This window comes from Plantibacter cousiniae (nom. nud.) (assembly GCF_977070315.1).
The window spans coordinates 215,778-228,502 of record NZ_CDRVEU010000012.1 but is presented as its reverse complement, the minus strand read 5'-3'; the positions used below and the strand labels follow the sequence as shown (position 1 = coordinate 228,502).

Here is a 12,725-nt window from a genome sequence, read left to right as displayed (position 1 = left end):
AGGTCTGCTCAGTTACGCACCCAACGCTGCCTGCTCCAACCGCTCAAAGCGTCGACGGCCAACACCAGTATCAGCATCGCCAGAATCACGGTACTGGCCTGCGCTTCCTGAAACAGGCTGAGGCTGACATACAGCATTTGCCCCAGACCGCCCGCGCCGACAAAGCCCAGCACGCTGGCCATGCGAATGTTGTTCTCCCAGCGATACAGTGTATACGCCAGCAGCTGTGGCCAGAGGTTGGGCAGGGTGCCGTAGCTGAACGCCTGCCAGGCGCTGCCGCCCTGCAGACGAATCGCTGCAGCGGGTTGCGGCGCGGTATTTTCCAGCGCCTCGGCAAACAGACGGCCCAGAACGCCCGTGGTGTGCAGTGCCAGCGCCAGCGTGCCGGCATTGGGGCCGAGCCCGGCAGCCAGCACCATCAACACGGCCCACACCAGTTCCGGAATGGCGCGCAGCGCATTGAGCAGCAGGCGGCTCAGGCTGCGCAGGAACCAGCCGAAGCGTCCGGCAGCGGGCAGTGCCAGGAGCAAACCTGCAATGGCGGCCAGCAATGTGCCGAGTGCAGACATGGCGAGGGTTTCCAGGGTGCCCTGGCCGATTGCCTGCAGATGAGGGGCGCTCAGGTCCGGGCTCATGAAGCGCAGCGCGTAACGGCCCATCTGCGTCAGGTTGTCGTGGCTGCCCAAGGTGAACAGGTCGAGGCCGAGGTACACAAACGATGCGATCACTGCCGCAATCATCGTCAGCACCAGCAGCAGATTGCCTGCGCGCTTCATGTGAACTGCCTGCGCAGCAAGCGGCTGAGCTGGTCGGCGAGCAGCACCAGCAGCAGGAAGGTCAGCAGCATGCTCGCCACTTCGTCACCGGCGAACATGCGCATCGACAGGTCGATCTGCTGACCCAGTCCGCCTGCGCCGACGAAACCCATGACCACCGAAGCGCGCACGGCGCACTCCCAGCGGTACACAGTGTAGGACGTCAATTCGGCTGCCGCGTTGGGCAGGATGCCGTAAGCCAGCGCTGCCAGGCGACCGCTGCCTGCCTGGAGCAGCGCGTGAGCCGGGCGTTGGTCCACCGATTCGAAAATCTCCGCGTACACCTTGCCGAGCATGCCCGCATAGGTGATGGCGATGGCCAGCACGCCGGCCGTCGGGCCCAGGCCGACCGCGCGCACGAACAGCAGCGCCCAGACGATTTCCGGCACGCTGCGCAGGAAGATCAATACTCCGCGTGTCGGCCAGCGCAGGCATTGGCCGAGCCAGCCGGGGCGGCCTCCGTGTGAGGCGGCCGACAACGACAGCGCTTTGCTGGCGAGCAGGCTTGCCGGAACGGCCAGCAGCAAGGCAAGGGCAATGCCGGCCGTCGCGATCGCCAGGGTTTGCAGCGTCGCATCCAGCAGCAGCCCGAGGAATTCCGCAGAGTGCGCCACCGGCCAGAACCCGGAGAGAAAGCTGCCCATCGTCCGCGCATTATCGGCTTGCAGCAGTACCAGCGGATTCAGTTCGGCCAGACGAATGCCCGGCCAGAGCAGGGCGACCGCCAGCAACGTCAGCAACAGGCGTGGCGTTGCCGCCGGGTCGCGCTGATCCCGACTCAGCATCGTGGCGCCCAGCGTATTTCAGCCGCATCCGAAACCGCCTGAGGGCTGAGTTGTTCGTTGGCATACAGCGTGTCGAGATGCTCCCGGCCGACCTCGCTGGCGGCAAGGTCGAAGTGAATTCGCCCGTCGCGCACCCCGATGACCCGCGGAAAATGTGCCAGCGCCAGTTCCACCGCATGCAGGCTGGCGACCAGCGTCACGTTGTGCTCGATGGCGTGCTGACACAGCAGCGCCAGGGTGTGATCGGCGAGGCGCGGGTCCATCGCCGAAACCGGCTCGTCGGCCAGCAGCAGTTCGGGTTGTTGATACAGGGCGCGGGCAATGCCGACACGTTGCAGCTGTCCGCCGGACAACTGCTGGCAACGCTCGAACAATTTGTCTGCCAGGTCCAGACGTGCCAATACCTCGCGGGTGCCGCTGATGTCGAGGGGATGCAGCAGGTTCAGCAGGCTTTTGCCCAGCCCCCACTGACCAAGCCTGCCCGCCGACACCGCAGTGACCACCCGTTGGCGCGCTGGCAACGGCGGTGCCTGATGAATCAGCGCAATGCGGCTGCGCAGGCGCTGGTGTCGTGTGCTGGAGAGCTGCCAGGGATCAGTCCCCAGCACCTGCAGTTGCCCGGCACTGGGCGACAGAGCGCTGGCCAGCAGGTTGAGCAGCGTGGTCTTGCCCGCACCTGATGGCCCGATGATCGCCACCCGCTCGCCGCGATCAATGCTCAGGTCCAGGCCGCGCAACGCCAGTGTGCCGTCGCTGTGGCGCAGCTCGATGCCGGACAGACGCAAGGTCATTTCAGCAGGTCGGCAGCGCGTGCGGCTTCTTCGATGCCTTTGTAGTTCTCGGGCTTGGTCTCGATGAAGCGGCTGGCGGCCTGAAGGTCGAGGATCGCCTTCTGCTCCGGGTTGGTCGGGTCGAGATCAAGGAAGGCCTGTTTGATTTTCGCTGCGAGTGCCGGGTCGAGGCTGCCGCGCACGGTCCAGTTGTAGTCGAAATAAGCCGGTGTGGTCTGGAAGACATGAACCTTGTTGGTGTCGACCTTGCCGCTGGCGACCAGTTTGTCCCAGACGCTGGCATTGAGCACGCCTGCATCGACCTTGCCCGCCTGAACCCACGCTGCGGTTGCGTCATGCGCACCGGAATAGGCGACGCGGCTGAAAAACGTTTCCGGTTTGATGTTTTCCTTGAGCATGAAATAACGCGGCATCAGGCTTCCGGATGTCGAGGACACCGAGCCGAAAGCAAACGTCTTGCCCTTGAGGTCCGCCAGGGTTTTCACGTCCGGATCGGAGGTGATGAATTTGCTGGTGAATTTGGCGTCCTGCTCACGCTGTACCAGTGGCACCGCATTACCGGTCTTGAGGTTGACCTGAACGAAGGTGAAGCCGCCCAGCCAGGCCATGTCGAGCCGGTCAGTGGCCAGCGCTTCGACCACTGCCGGGTAATCCGCGACTGGAACGAACTCGACTTTCATGCCCAGCCGTTGCTCCAGATAAGCACCCAGCGGCTTGAACTTGCGCAGCAGTTCGGTGGGCGCTTCGTCGGGAATGGCCGAGACGCGCAGGGTGTCGGCAGCCTGGCTGGTCAGGGCGGAGAAGGACAGGGCAAGGCCGGCGGCGAGCGCCAGGGTACGCTTGAGCATGGAGGTTCTCCGGTTCAATAGCGGAAAAAGGATAACGTGACGCCCGCCAGCACGAGCAGGCGGCGCTTCACAGGATTCGGTGGTGATGCGCGGGGATTATAAGAGGCATGGCGAGAAAGGCCAGTTCGGCAGATTCATCGCCCGAATGCACGATCGGCGCACGACGCGGTTTGCGCTGATAAGGGAACAGCCCCTAGACTCCACAGCCTGTTTCCCGGTAACCGAGAGTGTCGCAATGAATGAGCCAATCCGCCTGACCCAGTACAGTCATGGAGCAGGGTGTGGCTGCAAGATTTCCCCCAAGGTGCTGGACGTGATCCTCGCTGGCAGCGGCGCTCAGAACCTCGACCCCAGACTCTGGGTTGGCAATGCCTCGCGTGATGACGCAGCGGTCTATGCGCTGGATGACGAGCGCGGCGTGGTCTCGACCACGGACTTCTTTATGCCCATCGTCGATGACCCGTTCGACTTCGGCCGTATCGCCGCGACCAATGCCATTAGTGATATCTATGCGATGGGCGGCGATCCGCTGATGGCCATCGCCATCCTCGGCTGGCCGGTCAATATCCTCCCGCCAGAAGTGGCGCGTGAAGTCATTCGCGGTGGTCGTGCCGTCTGCGACGCTGCCGGTATTCCGCTGGCGGGCGGGCACTCCATCGACGCGCCGGAGCCGATCTTCGGTCTGGCGGTGACCGGCGTGGTGCAGAAAAAGCACATGAAACGCAACGACACTGCCCTGGCGGGGAGCACCTTGTACCTGACCAAGCCCCTGGGCATCGGCATCCTCACTACCGCCGAGAAGAAATCCAGGTTGCGCGATGAAGACATCGGTCTGGCGCGTGACTGGATGTGTACTCTGAACAAGCCGGGCAGCCGTTTCGGCAAACTCGAAGGGGTGCAGGCCATGACCGATGTCACCGGCTTCGGCCTGCTCGGGCATCTGGTTGAAATGGCGGACGGCGCAGGTCTGACCGCGCGTCTGGACTACGCTGCTGTACCGCGTCTGCCCGGCGTCGAGCATTACATTGCCGAGGGCTGTGTGCCGGGCGGCACATTGCGCAATTTTGAAAGTTACGGCGACAGGGTCGGCACACTGACCGACGCCCAGCGTGACCTGTTGTGTGACCCGCAGACCAGCGGCGGTCTGCTGGTCGCGGTCAGCCCTGAAGGTGAAGCCGAGTTTCTGATCGTGGCCGCCGAACTGGGTCTGCTGCTCAACCCTATCGGCACCCTGCACGAGCGACAGACCCACGCCGTCGAGGTGTTCTGATGGCCGACAACAGCAGCGACTACCGCGCGTTGTTTCTCAACGACGTGCCGATGATGGACGCTCGTGCTCCGGTGGAGTTTTCCAAGGGGGCTTTTCCTGGTGTGATCAACCTGCCGCTGATGAATGACATCGAGCGGCAGAAGGTCGGCACCTGCTACAAGCAACACGGCCAGGACGCCGCTATCCAGCTTGGGCATCAATTGGTCTGTGGTCAGGTCAAGGATGAACGCGTCAATGCGTGGGTCGAGTTCGCCAAGGCCAACCCGGATGGCTACCTGTATTGCTTTCGCGGCGGGCTGCGCTCGCAGACGGTACAGCGCTGGCTGAAGGATGCCGGGGTCGACTACCCACGGGTTCTTGGCGGCTACAAGGCGATGCGCACGTTCCTGCTGGATACCCTGCACGAGGCGGTGAGCGAATGCGAGATCGTCGTGCTCGGCGGAATGACCGGCACGGGCAAGACCGAAGTGTTGACGCAACTGCGCAACAGCCTGGACCTGGAAGGCATCGCCAACCACCGCGGCTCCAGCTTCGGCAAGCGTGCCACCGGGCAACCGGCGCAGATCGACTTCGAGAACCGGCTGGCCATCGACCTGCTCAAGAAGCGCGCAGCCGGTATCGAACAATTCGTTGTGGAAGATGAAAGCCGTCTGGTCGGTAGTTGCAACGTGCCGCTGGAGCTGCACCAGGCGATGCAGGGCTGCGCGATGGTCTGGCTGGAAGACAGCTTCGAGAATCGCGTCGAGCGGATTCTCGATGATTACGTGATCAACCTCTGCGCAGAGTTCATCACCGTCAAGGGCGAAGAGCAAGGCTTTGGCCTGTTCGCCGAGCGTCTGTTGCAAAGCCTGAACAACATTCACAAACGCCTCGGCGGCGAGCGTCACCAGCGACTGTCGGGCCTTATGCAGGCGGCGCTGGAAGAACAGCAGCGCAGCGGGGCGGTTGATCTGCACCGTGGCTGGATCGAAGGGCTGCTCGGCGAGTACTACGACCCGATGTACGCTTACCAGCGCGAACACAAGGCGGCGCGTATCGAGTTCGCAGGTGATCAAGCGCAAGTGCTGGCCTACCTGCGCGAGCGCTCAGTAAAAGGTTAAGCCTCGACCTCTATCCATCTGGCAAGGGACGCCATGCACTCGATTCTCGATTTCTATCAAACGCTGGGCTGGGGCCTTTCGGCTCTGGTGATCGGCACCTTTCTGCTGGCCGGAACGGTCAAGGGTGTCATCGGCCTGGGCTTGCCCACGGTGGCAATGGGGTTGCTGGGACTGGCCATGCTGCCGGCGCAGGCTGCGGCGTTACTGATCATCCCGTCGACGTTCACCAATGTCTGGCAACTGGCGACGGGTGGCAATCTGCGGCCTTTGCTGAAGCGGCTATGGCCGATGCTGAGCATGATTTTCATCGGCACCCTGGCCGGGGCGTTCTGGCTGGGCATGAGTGGCGGTCATTCAATGACCCGCGCGTTGGGTGGCGCGTTGTTTCTCTACGCACTGAGCGGGCTGTTTTTGCCGACCTTCAGGGTTGCTGCCGCTGCCGAGCGCTGGCTGGGCCCGCTGTGCGGTTTGATCACCGGGGTTATCGCTTCGGCCACCGGGGTATTCGTGATTCCCGTGGTGCCTTATCTGCAGGCGCTGGGGCTTGAGCGCGACCAGTTGGTCCAGGCGCTGGGGTTGTCCTTCACCGTCTCGACGCTGGCGCTGGCGGCGGGTCTGTCGTGGAACGGCACGCTGGGCGGCGCGGAACTGGGCGCATCCACGCTGGCGCTGATTCCGGCCCTGTTGGGCATGCTGCTGGGGCAGTGGCTGCGTCAGCGAATCAGCGCGGTACTGTTCAAGCGTGTGTTCTTCATCGGTATGGGGCTGTTGGGGCTGCATCTGCTGATAAAGGGTTGAGCCTGATGGGGTAAACCCTTTAGCTGTTCACGCATTTCGGTCAATAGTCTTCCTGTCATTCGTGACTGTGAAGCAAGAGTATTTTGCCCTTTGCTGTCTTACTCATGGACGCACATCTCTTTACTCTCGGCTCATCCATTAATCACCTCCACCTCAGCCTCAAGACGGGCGGGGTCGGGTTGCGAGAGATCAGCCATGAAAAAAGTATTGTTCCTCAACGGCGGTAAACAGTTTGCGCACTCGGAAGGCCGCTATAACGCGACCCTGCACGAGGCGGGCGTAGCGTTCATGGACCGTGCCGGTTTCGATGTGAAGCAAACCTTCATTGACGGCGGCTACGACGTGGCCGAGGAAGTGCAGAAGTTTCTCTGGGCCGATGTCATCGTCTGGCAGATGCCTGGCTGGTGGATGGGGGCGCCCTGGACCGTCAAGAAATACATCGATGAAGTGTTCACCGAGGGCCACGGCAGCCTGTATGCCAATGACGGCCGTACGCGTTCGGATGCATCGCAGACATACGGCAGCGGCGGCTTGCTGCATGGCAAACAGTACATGATTTCGGCAACCTGGAATGCGCCACAGAAAGCCTTCGACGACCCGTCCGACTTCTTCGAAGCCAAAGGTGTCGATGCGGTCTACTTCCCGTTTCACAAGGCCAACGAGTTTTTGGGCATGACCGGCCTGCCGACGTTTCTGGCAGTGGACGTAATGAAAATGCCCAATGTCGAAGCAGACGTGCAGCGTTACCAGGCTCATCTGGCCAAGGTGTTTGCTGCGCAGTGAGCGCAACCTTTGCACTGAACAGCGTTAATATCCCCTGAGTGTTGAGCAGGGGACAACAATGAAAGCCCGATCCGATGAGTTACAGGTGTTTGTCTCGGTTATCGAAAGCGGGTCGATCTCCGCCGCAGCCGAGAAAATGGGCCAGACGCCCTCAGGCGTCAGCCGCACCCTGTCGCGTCTGGAAGCCAAGCTGGAAACCACGCTGATCAACCGCACTACGCGGCGCATGGACCTGACCGAGGAGGGCAAGTTCTTTCTGGAGCGTGCGCGTCACATCCTTGAGCAGATGGAAAGCCTCGAAGAACGGCTCTCCTCCTCCAGGCAGACGCCCGCCGGGCGCTTGCGTATCAACGCCGCGTCACCGTTCATGCTGCATTCCATCGTGCCGCACGTGGCAGAGTTTCGTCAGCGTTATCCGCATATCGAGCTGGAGCTCAACAGCGATGACTGGTTCATCGACCTGCTTGAGCAAAGCACGGATATCGCCATCCGCATCGGTGCGCTGTCCGACTCGACCCTGCATGCCCGCTCACTGGGCAGTTGCCCGCTGAATATCGTGGCCAGCCCGGCTTACCTGCAGCGCCACGGCAGTCCCAAAACTGCAGAAGAGCTGGCGCAGCACGTGCTGTTGGGGTTCACCCATGTAGAGGTCCTCAATCAGTGGCCGTTGCGCCATGCCGGGGGCGATCGCCTGCCGATCAAGCCCTCCATCTCGGCATCCAGCGGTGACACCTTGCGACATTTGGTGCTGGAGGGCGTGGGCATCGCCTGTCTTTCCGACTTTATGACCCGTGATGATTTGCGCGAGGGGCGGATGGTCTGTCTGTTGAAGGAGGCCAACAGCGGCTATCGTCAGCCGATCCATGCGGTGTATTACCGCAACTCTCGACTGGCACTGAGGATTCAGTGCTTTCTGGATTTCATGCAGGAGAAGCTTGAGGACTACGCGCGCTGAGGTCTTGAGTGCGTGTCCGGCGATTAATTGGCTTTCACCCGGGCAACAAAAAGCCCGTCACGCTGGACGGGCTTTTTACCGGGCGACTGTCAGTGCGTGCGGGCGACTGCAAACTCGCTCAGTTCGACCAGTGCGTCGCGGTACTCGCTGGGCGGCAGTGCGTCCAGGCAGGCAATGGCACGGGCCGCGTAGTCTCGGGCGAGCTGTGCGGTGTAATCGAGGGCGCCGGCGCTTTCCACTGCGTTGCGGATGCTTTCCAGATCTTCCAGACCACCTTTCTGGATCGCCTGACGAACCAGTGCGGCCTGTTCCGGGCTGCCTTCACGCATGGTGTAGATCAGCGGCAGGGTCGGCTTGCCTTCGGCGAGGTCGTCACCGACGTTCTTGCCCAGTGTCTCGGCATCGCCACGGTAGTCCAGCAGGTCATCCACCAACTGGAAGGCCACACCCAGATGATCGCCGAACGTGCGCAGTGCTTCGCTCTGTTCCTGGGGGGCGTTGCACAGGGCCGCGGCGCTGTGGGTCGAGGCTTCGAACAGCATGGCCGTCTTGCCGCGAATCACTTCCATGTAGGTTTCTTCGGTGGTGCTGGCGTCACGAATCTTCGAGAGCTGCAACACTTCGCCTTCGGCGATGATGCGGGTTGCCTTGGACAGAATCTTCATGACCTCCATCGAGCCCAGTTCGACCATCATTTCGAACGAGCGCGAATAAAGGAAGTCGCCCACCAATACGCTGGGCGCATTGCCCCAGAGCGCGTTGGCGGTGGAACGACCGCGACGCATGCCGGACATGTCGACAACGTCGTCATGCAGCAGGGTAGCGGTGTGCAGGAATTCGATGGTGGCGGCGAGCAGGCGAACGTCATCGCCTTCGCGACCCAGTGCCTTGCCACACAGCAGCACCAGCAACGGGCGCAGGCGCTTGCCACCTGCCGACGTGATGTAATCACCGATTTTCGAGACCAGCGGTACGCGCGACGTCAGTTGCTTTTTGATGATAAGGTCAACGGCACTAAAGTCGTCCGCCACCGCGCGGTAGAAGGCTTGGGGTTGCATCAGCGACACGTGCTCCGGATAGGTTGCGCCGCATGCTAGGTCGCGGGGTAGAGCGTGTCAAGGTATGACGAGGCGCCTCTTGCAACACGCGAATGCCTTGCGTACAATCGCGCACCCTAACTTTCCTGGGCAGCACCTGCCTTACGCAATGCAAACGGGCCGTTCCAGCCCCATGCAGCCATGCCAGCCGATACTCTTCTTATAAAGAGCTGGGTGAGCAGGATTTTCGGAGAAATACCATGTACGCAGTAATTGTTACCGGTGGCAAGCAGTACAAAGTCGCCCCAGGTGAATACCTGAAAATTGAAAAACTGGAAATCGCTACTGGCGAATCCGTCACGTTTGACCGCGTTCTGCTGGTTGGCAATGGCGACGACGTCAATATCGGTGCTCCAGTTGTTGCTGGCGCTACCGTTGTGGCTGAAGTGGTTTCGCAAGGTCGTCACGATAAGGTTCGTATCATCAAGTTCCGTCGTCGTAAGCACCACATGAAGCGTATGGGCCACCGCCAGTGGTACACCGAGATCAAAATTACAGGTATTCAGGCTTAATTCAGCCTAATCCTCAACTGGAGAATTGACTCATGGCTCACAAAAAAGCTGGTGGTAGTACCCGTAACGGGCGCGACTCAGAAGCCAAACGCCTTGGCGTGAAGAAGTATGGCGGCCAGGCTATCATCCCTGGCAACATCATCGTGCGTCAGCGCGGCACCCAATTCCACGCTGGCTACGGCGTTGGCATGGGTAAAGATCACACCCTGTTCGCGAAAGTGGAAGGCGTGATCAAGTTTCAAGTCAAGGGCGCCTTCGGTCGCCGCTACGTGAGCATCGTTCCGAAGACTGAAGTCTCCGCAGCGTAATCACGCAGTAGCTTAAGAGCCCTGTCTTGCGACGGGGCTTTTTTGTTTGTAGAGGTAGAGAGGCAGGTGAGTCTCTTGCAAAACTGTTTGTGCGGGCTGTTGTGATGTTGACCCGTGGGGTCGCTGGTTTCTGATCGGTATCGCAACGCTCATTTTTGCAAGAGTCTTATGTAATTTATGTGGTTCTGCTCGTCCCTGTGGCGGGAGGCGTGCGTTATGAAATTTGTAGATGAAGTTTCCATTCGAGTAAAAGCCGGTGACGGCGGCAACGGTTGCATGAGCTTCCGTCGCGAAAAATTCATTGAGAACGGTGGTCCCAACGGTGGTGATGGTGGTGATGGCGGCTCGATCTTCATGGTCGCCGACGTCAACCTGAACACGCTGGTCGACTACCGTTACACCCGTCACTTCGACGCCGAGCGCGGCTCCAACGGTGGCAGCGCCGACTGCACCGGTCGCAAGGGTGAAGAGCTGGTGCTGCGTGTGCCGGTCGGGACCACCATCATCGACGCTACTACTCAGGAAATCATCGGTGACCTGACCAAGGATGGTCAGCGCCTGATGGTTGCCCAGGGCGGCTGGCACGGTCTGGGTAATACCCGATTCAAGTCCAGTACCAACCGCGCTCCGCGCCAGACCACACCGGGCAAGCCGGGTGATCAGCGTGATCTCAAGCTCGAGCTGAAAGTGCTGGCCGACGTCGGTCTGCTGGGCCTGCCCAATGCGGGCAAGAGCACCTTCATCCGTTCGGTGTCTGCGGCCAAGCCAAAGGTTGCCGACTATCCGTTCACCACGCTGGTGCCGAACCTCGGCGTGGTCAGTGTCGATCGCTGGAAAAGCTTTGTGGTTGCTGACATTCCAGGTCTGATCGAGGGTGCATCCGACGGCGCAGGCCTTGGGATTCGCTTCCTCAAGCACCTGGCGCGTACTCGTCTGTTGCTGCACCTCGTCGATATGGCGCCGCTGGATGAAAGCAGTGCTCCGGATGCTGCAGAAGTGATCGTCAACGAACTGGAGAAATTCAGCCCGTCGCTGGCCGAGCGTGATCGCTGGCTGGTGCTGAACAAGTGCGATCAGATTCTTGAAGAAGAGCAGGAGGCGCGCAAGCAGGAAATCGTCGATCGTCTGGAGTGGACCGGCCCTGTTTACGTGATCTCGGCAATTGCCAAAGAAGGCACCGAGCAGCTGACTCGCGACATCATGCGTTACCTCGAAGAGCGCAGCCAGCGTATCGCCGAAGAGCCTGGTTACGCTGAAGAGCTGGCCGAGCTCGATCAGCGCATCGAAGATGAAGCCCGTGCCCAGTTGCAGGCACTGGACGATCAGCGTGCCCTGCGTCGCAGTGGCGTGAAGAGCGTTCATGACATCGGTGACGATGACTGGGATGAGGAAGACGTGGACGATGAAGACGGTCCGGAAATCATTTACGTCCGTGACTGATCGCTTGAAGTAAACTTGAACGCCGCTACGATTGTTAGCGGCGTTTTTGTATCCCGAATTTGAAAATCTCTGGCTAGGGTTGGAAGAAGATGCGCAGCAAAGTGACGGGCGCCCAGCGCTGGGTTGTGAAGATTGGCAGTGCCTTGCTGACGGCTGATGGCAAGGGCCTGGATCGCAACGCCATGGGTGTTTGGGTGGAGCAGATGGTGGCGCTGCACGAGGCGGGTGTCGAGCTGGTACTGGTGTCTTCCGGGGCGGTGGCTGCCGGCATGAGCCGTCTTGGCTGGACGGCCCGACCCAGTGCCATGCATGAGCTTCAGGCTGCTGCGGCCATCGGTCAGATGGGCTTGGTGCAGGCGTGGGAATCGAGCTTTGCCGAGCATGGCCGGCATACCGCGCAGATCCTTCTGACTCACGATGACCTGTCGGATCGCAAGCGCTACCTGAATGCCCGCAGCACCCTGCGCACGCTGGTCGAGCTTGGGGTTGTGCCGGTCATCAACGAAAACGACACGGTGGTTACCGACGAAATCCGTTTTGGCGATAACGACACGCTGGCTGCGCTGGTTGCCAATCTGGTCGAGGCTGATCTGTTGGTCATCCTGACCGACCGTGATGGCATGTTCGACGCCGATCCGCGCAACAACCCGGAGGCGCAGCTGATCTACGAAGCGCGTGCCGATGATCCGGCGCTGGATGCAGTGGCGGGTGGTACGGGCGGTGCGCTAGGTCGCGGCGGCATGCAGACCAAGCTGCGTGCAGCGCGTCTGGCGGCGCGTTCCGGTGCGCATACTGTCATCGTCGGTGGGCGCATCGAGCGTGTTCTGGCGCGACTCAAGGGTGGCGAGCGGTTGGGTACGCTGCTGTCCCCTGAGCGTGGCATGCTCGCAGCGCGCAAGCAGTGGCTGGCAGGGCATCTGCAGACCCGCGGTACGCTGGTGCTGGATGATGGCGCGGTTGCGGCGCTGGCCAAGGATCAGAAAAGCCTGCTGCCGGTGGGCGTCAAACTGGTCCAGGGCAGCTTCCGGCGTGGCGAGATGGTGGTATGCGTTGCCCCGGACGGTCGCGAGATCGCTCGCGGCCTGAGTAATTACAGTGCCATCGAAGCCCAGAAAATCATTGGTCACTCTTCCGAATCCATCGTGCGCGAGCTGGGCTATATGGCCGAGCCCGAGCTGATTCATCGGGATAACCTGATCCTCGTCTGACTCAAGGCTGCAAAA

General features: G+C 61.0%; 14 protein-coding genes. 9 read left to right on the top strand and 5 right to left on the bottom strand.

Going from position 1 to position 12,725, the window contains the following annotated elements; translation table 11 throughout:
* Positions 1–8: 8 nt before the first annotated feature.
* Genes phnE through ACW55A_RS22105 form a run of 4 tightly spaced genes read right to left on the bottom strand, consistent with a single transcriptional unit; the run spans position 9 to position 3,239 of the window.
* Positions 9–776, bottom strand: coding sequence for a phosphonate ABC transporter, permease protein PhnE (gene phnE, locus ACW55A_RS22120; RefSeq protein ID WP_003371074.1), 768 nt, complete (start codon positions 774–776; stop codon positions 9–11).
* Positions 773–1,600, bottom strand: coding sequence for a PhnE/PtxC family ABC transporter permease (locus ACW55A_RS22115; protein WP_003435592.1), 828 nt, complete (start codon positions 1,598–1,600; stop codon positions 773–775). Before ACW55A_RS22115 ends, phnE begins: the two co-directional genes overlap by 4 nt.
* Entirely contained in the window at positions 1,594–2,391 is a 798-nt protein-coding gene (locus ACW55A_RS22110; RefSeq protein WP_455809593.1) for a phosphonate ABC transporter ATP-binding protein, read from the bottom strand. Before ACW55A_RS22110 ends, ACW55A_RS22115 begins: the two co-directional genes overlap by 7 nt.
* On the bottom strand, positions 2,388–3,239 hold the full coding sequence (locus tag ACW55A_RS22105) for a putative selenate ABC transporter substrate-binding protein (RefSeq protein ID WP_455809592.1): 852 nt from the start codon (positions 3,237–3,239) through the stop codon (positions 2,388–2,390). The genes ACW55A_RS22110 and ACW55A_RS22105 overlap by 4 nt, the downstream gene beginning before the upstream one ends.
* Positions 3,240–3,474: 235 nt before the next feature.
* On the opposite strand from ACW55A_RS22105, the gene selD reads away from it, so the two are divergent.
* The 5 genes from selD (at position 3,475) to ACW55A_RS22080 (ending at position 8,145) form a co-directional block, all read left to right on the top strand.
* Positions 3,475–4,509 (top strand): selenide, water dikinase SelD, encoded by a 1,035-nt coding sequence (selD, locus tag ACW55A_RS22100; protein WP_498811633.1) that lies wholly within the window; start codon positions 3,475–3,477, stop codon positions 4,507–4,509.
* Positions 4,509–5,609 (top strand): tRNA 2-selenouridine(34) synthase MnmH, encoded by a 1,101-nt coding sequence (mnmH, locus tag ACW55A_RS22095; RefSeq protein WP_003435603.1) that lies wholly within the window; start codon positions 4,509–4,511, stop codon positions 5,607–5,609. The genes selD and mnmH overlap by 1 nt, the downstream gene beginning before the upstream one ends.
* Positions 5,610–5,642: 33 nt before the next feature.
* Entirely contained in the window at positions 5,643–6,407 is a 765-nt protein-coding gene (locus ACW55A_RS22090; protein WP_003371087.1) for a sulfite exporter TauE/SafE family protein, read from the top strand.
* Positions 6,408–6,602: 195 nt separating this feature from the next.
* Positions 6,603–7,190 (top strand): NADPH:quinone oxidoreductase MdaB, encoded by a 588-nt coding sequence (gene mdaB / locus ACW55A_RS22085; RefSeq protein ID WP_003371089.1) that lies wholly within the window; start codon positions 6,603–6,605, stop codon positions 7,188–7,190.
* 58 nt (positions 7,191–7,248) lie between these two features.
* On the top strand, positions 7,249–8,145 hold the full coding sequence (locus ACW55A_RS22080) for a LysR substrate-binding domain-containing protein (RefSeq protein ID WP_455809589.1): 897 nt from the start codon (positions 7,249–7,251) through the stop codon (positions 8,143–8,145).
* Between the two features lie 89 nt (positions 8,146–8,234).
* On the opposite strand, the gene ACW55A_RS22075 is transcribed toward ACW55A_RS22080, so the two are convergent.
* Positions 8,235–9,203: a polyprenyl synthetase family protein gene (locus ACW55A_RS22075; protein ID WP_003344609.1), complete on the bottom strand. Its 969-nt coding sequence runs from the start codon at positions 9,201–9,203 to the stop codon at positions 8,235–8,237.
* A gap of 239 nt (positions 9,204–9,442) precedes the next feature.
* On the opposite strand from ACW55A_RS22075, the gene rplU reads away from it, so the two are divergent.
* From rplU to proB, 4 genes are all read left to right on the top strand, one after another.
* Positions 9,443–9,754: a 50S ribosomal protein L21 gene (rplU, locus tag ACW55A_RS22070; RefSeq protein ID WP_002551971.1), complete on the top strand. Its 312-nt coding sequence runs from the start codon at positions 9,443–9,445 to the stop codon at positions 9,752–9,754.
* Between the two features lie 32 nt (positions 9,755–9,786).
* Positions 9,787–10,062: a 50S ribosomal protein L27 gene (rpmA, locus tag ACW55A_RS22065; RefSeq protein WP_498811632.1), complete on the top strand. Its 276-nt coding sequence runs from the start codon at positions 9,787–9,789 to the stop codon at positions 10,060–10,062.
* Positions 10,063–10,278: 216 nt separating this feature from the next.
* A complete protein-coding gene (cgtA, locus tag ACW55A_RS22060; RefSeq protein WP_002551973.1) occupies positions 10,279–11,502 on the top strand; it encodes an Obg family GTPase CgtA in 1,224 nt (407 codons plus the stop codon).
* 89 nt (positions 11,503–11,591) lie between these two features.
* Complete coding sequence (proB, locus tag ACW55A_RS22055) at positions 11,592–12,710, top strand: glutamate 5-kinase (protein ID WP_003318792.1); 1,119 nt, start codon at positions 11,592–11,594, stop codon at positions 12,708–12,710.
* Positions 12,711–12,725: the final 15 nt, after the last annotated feature.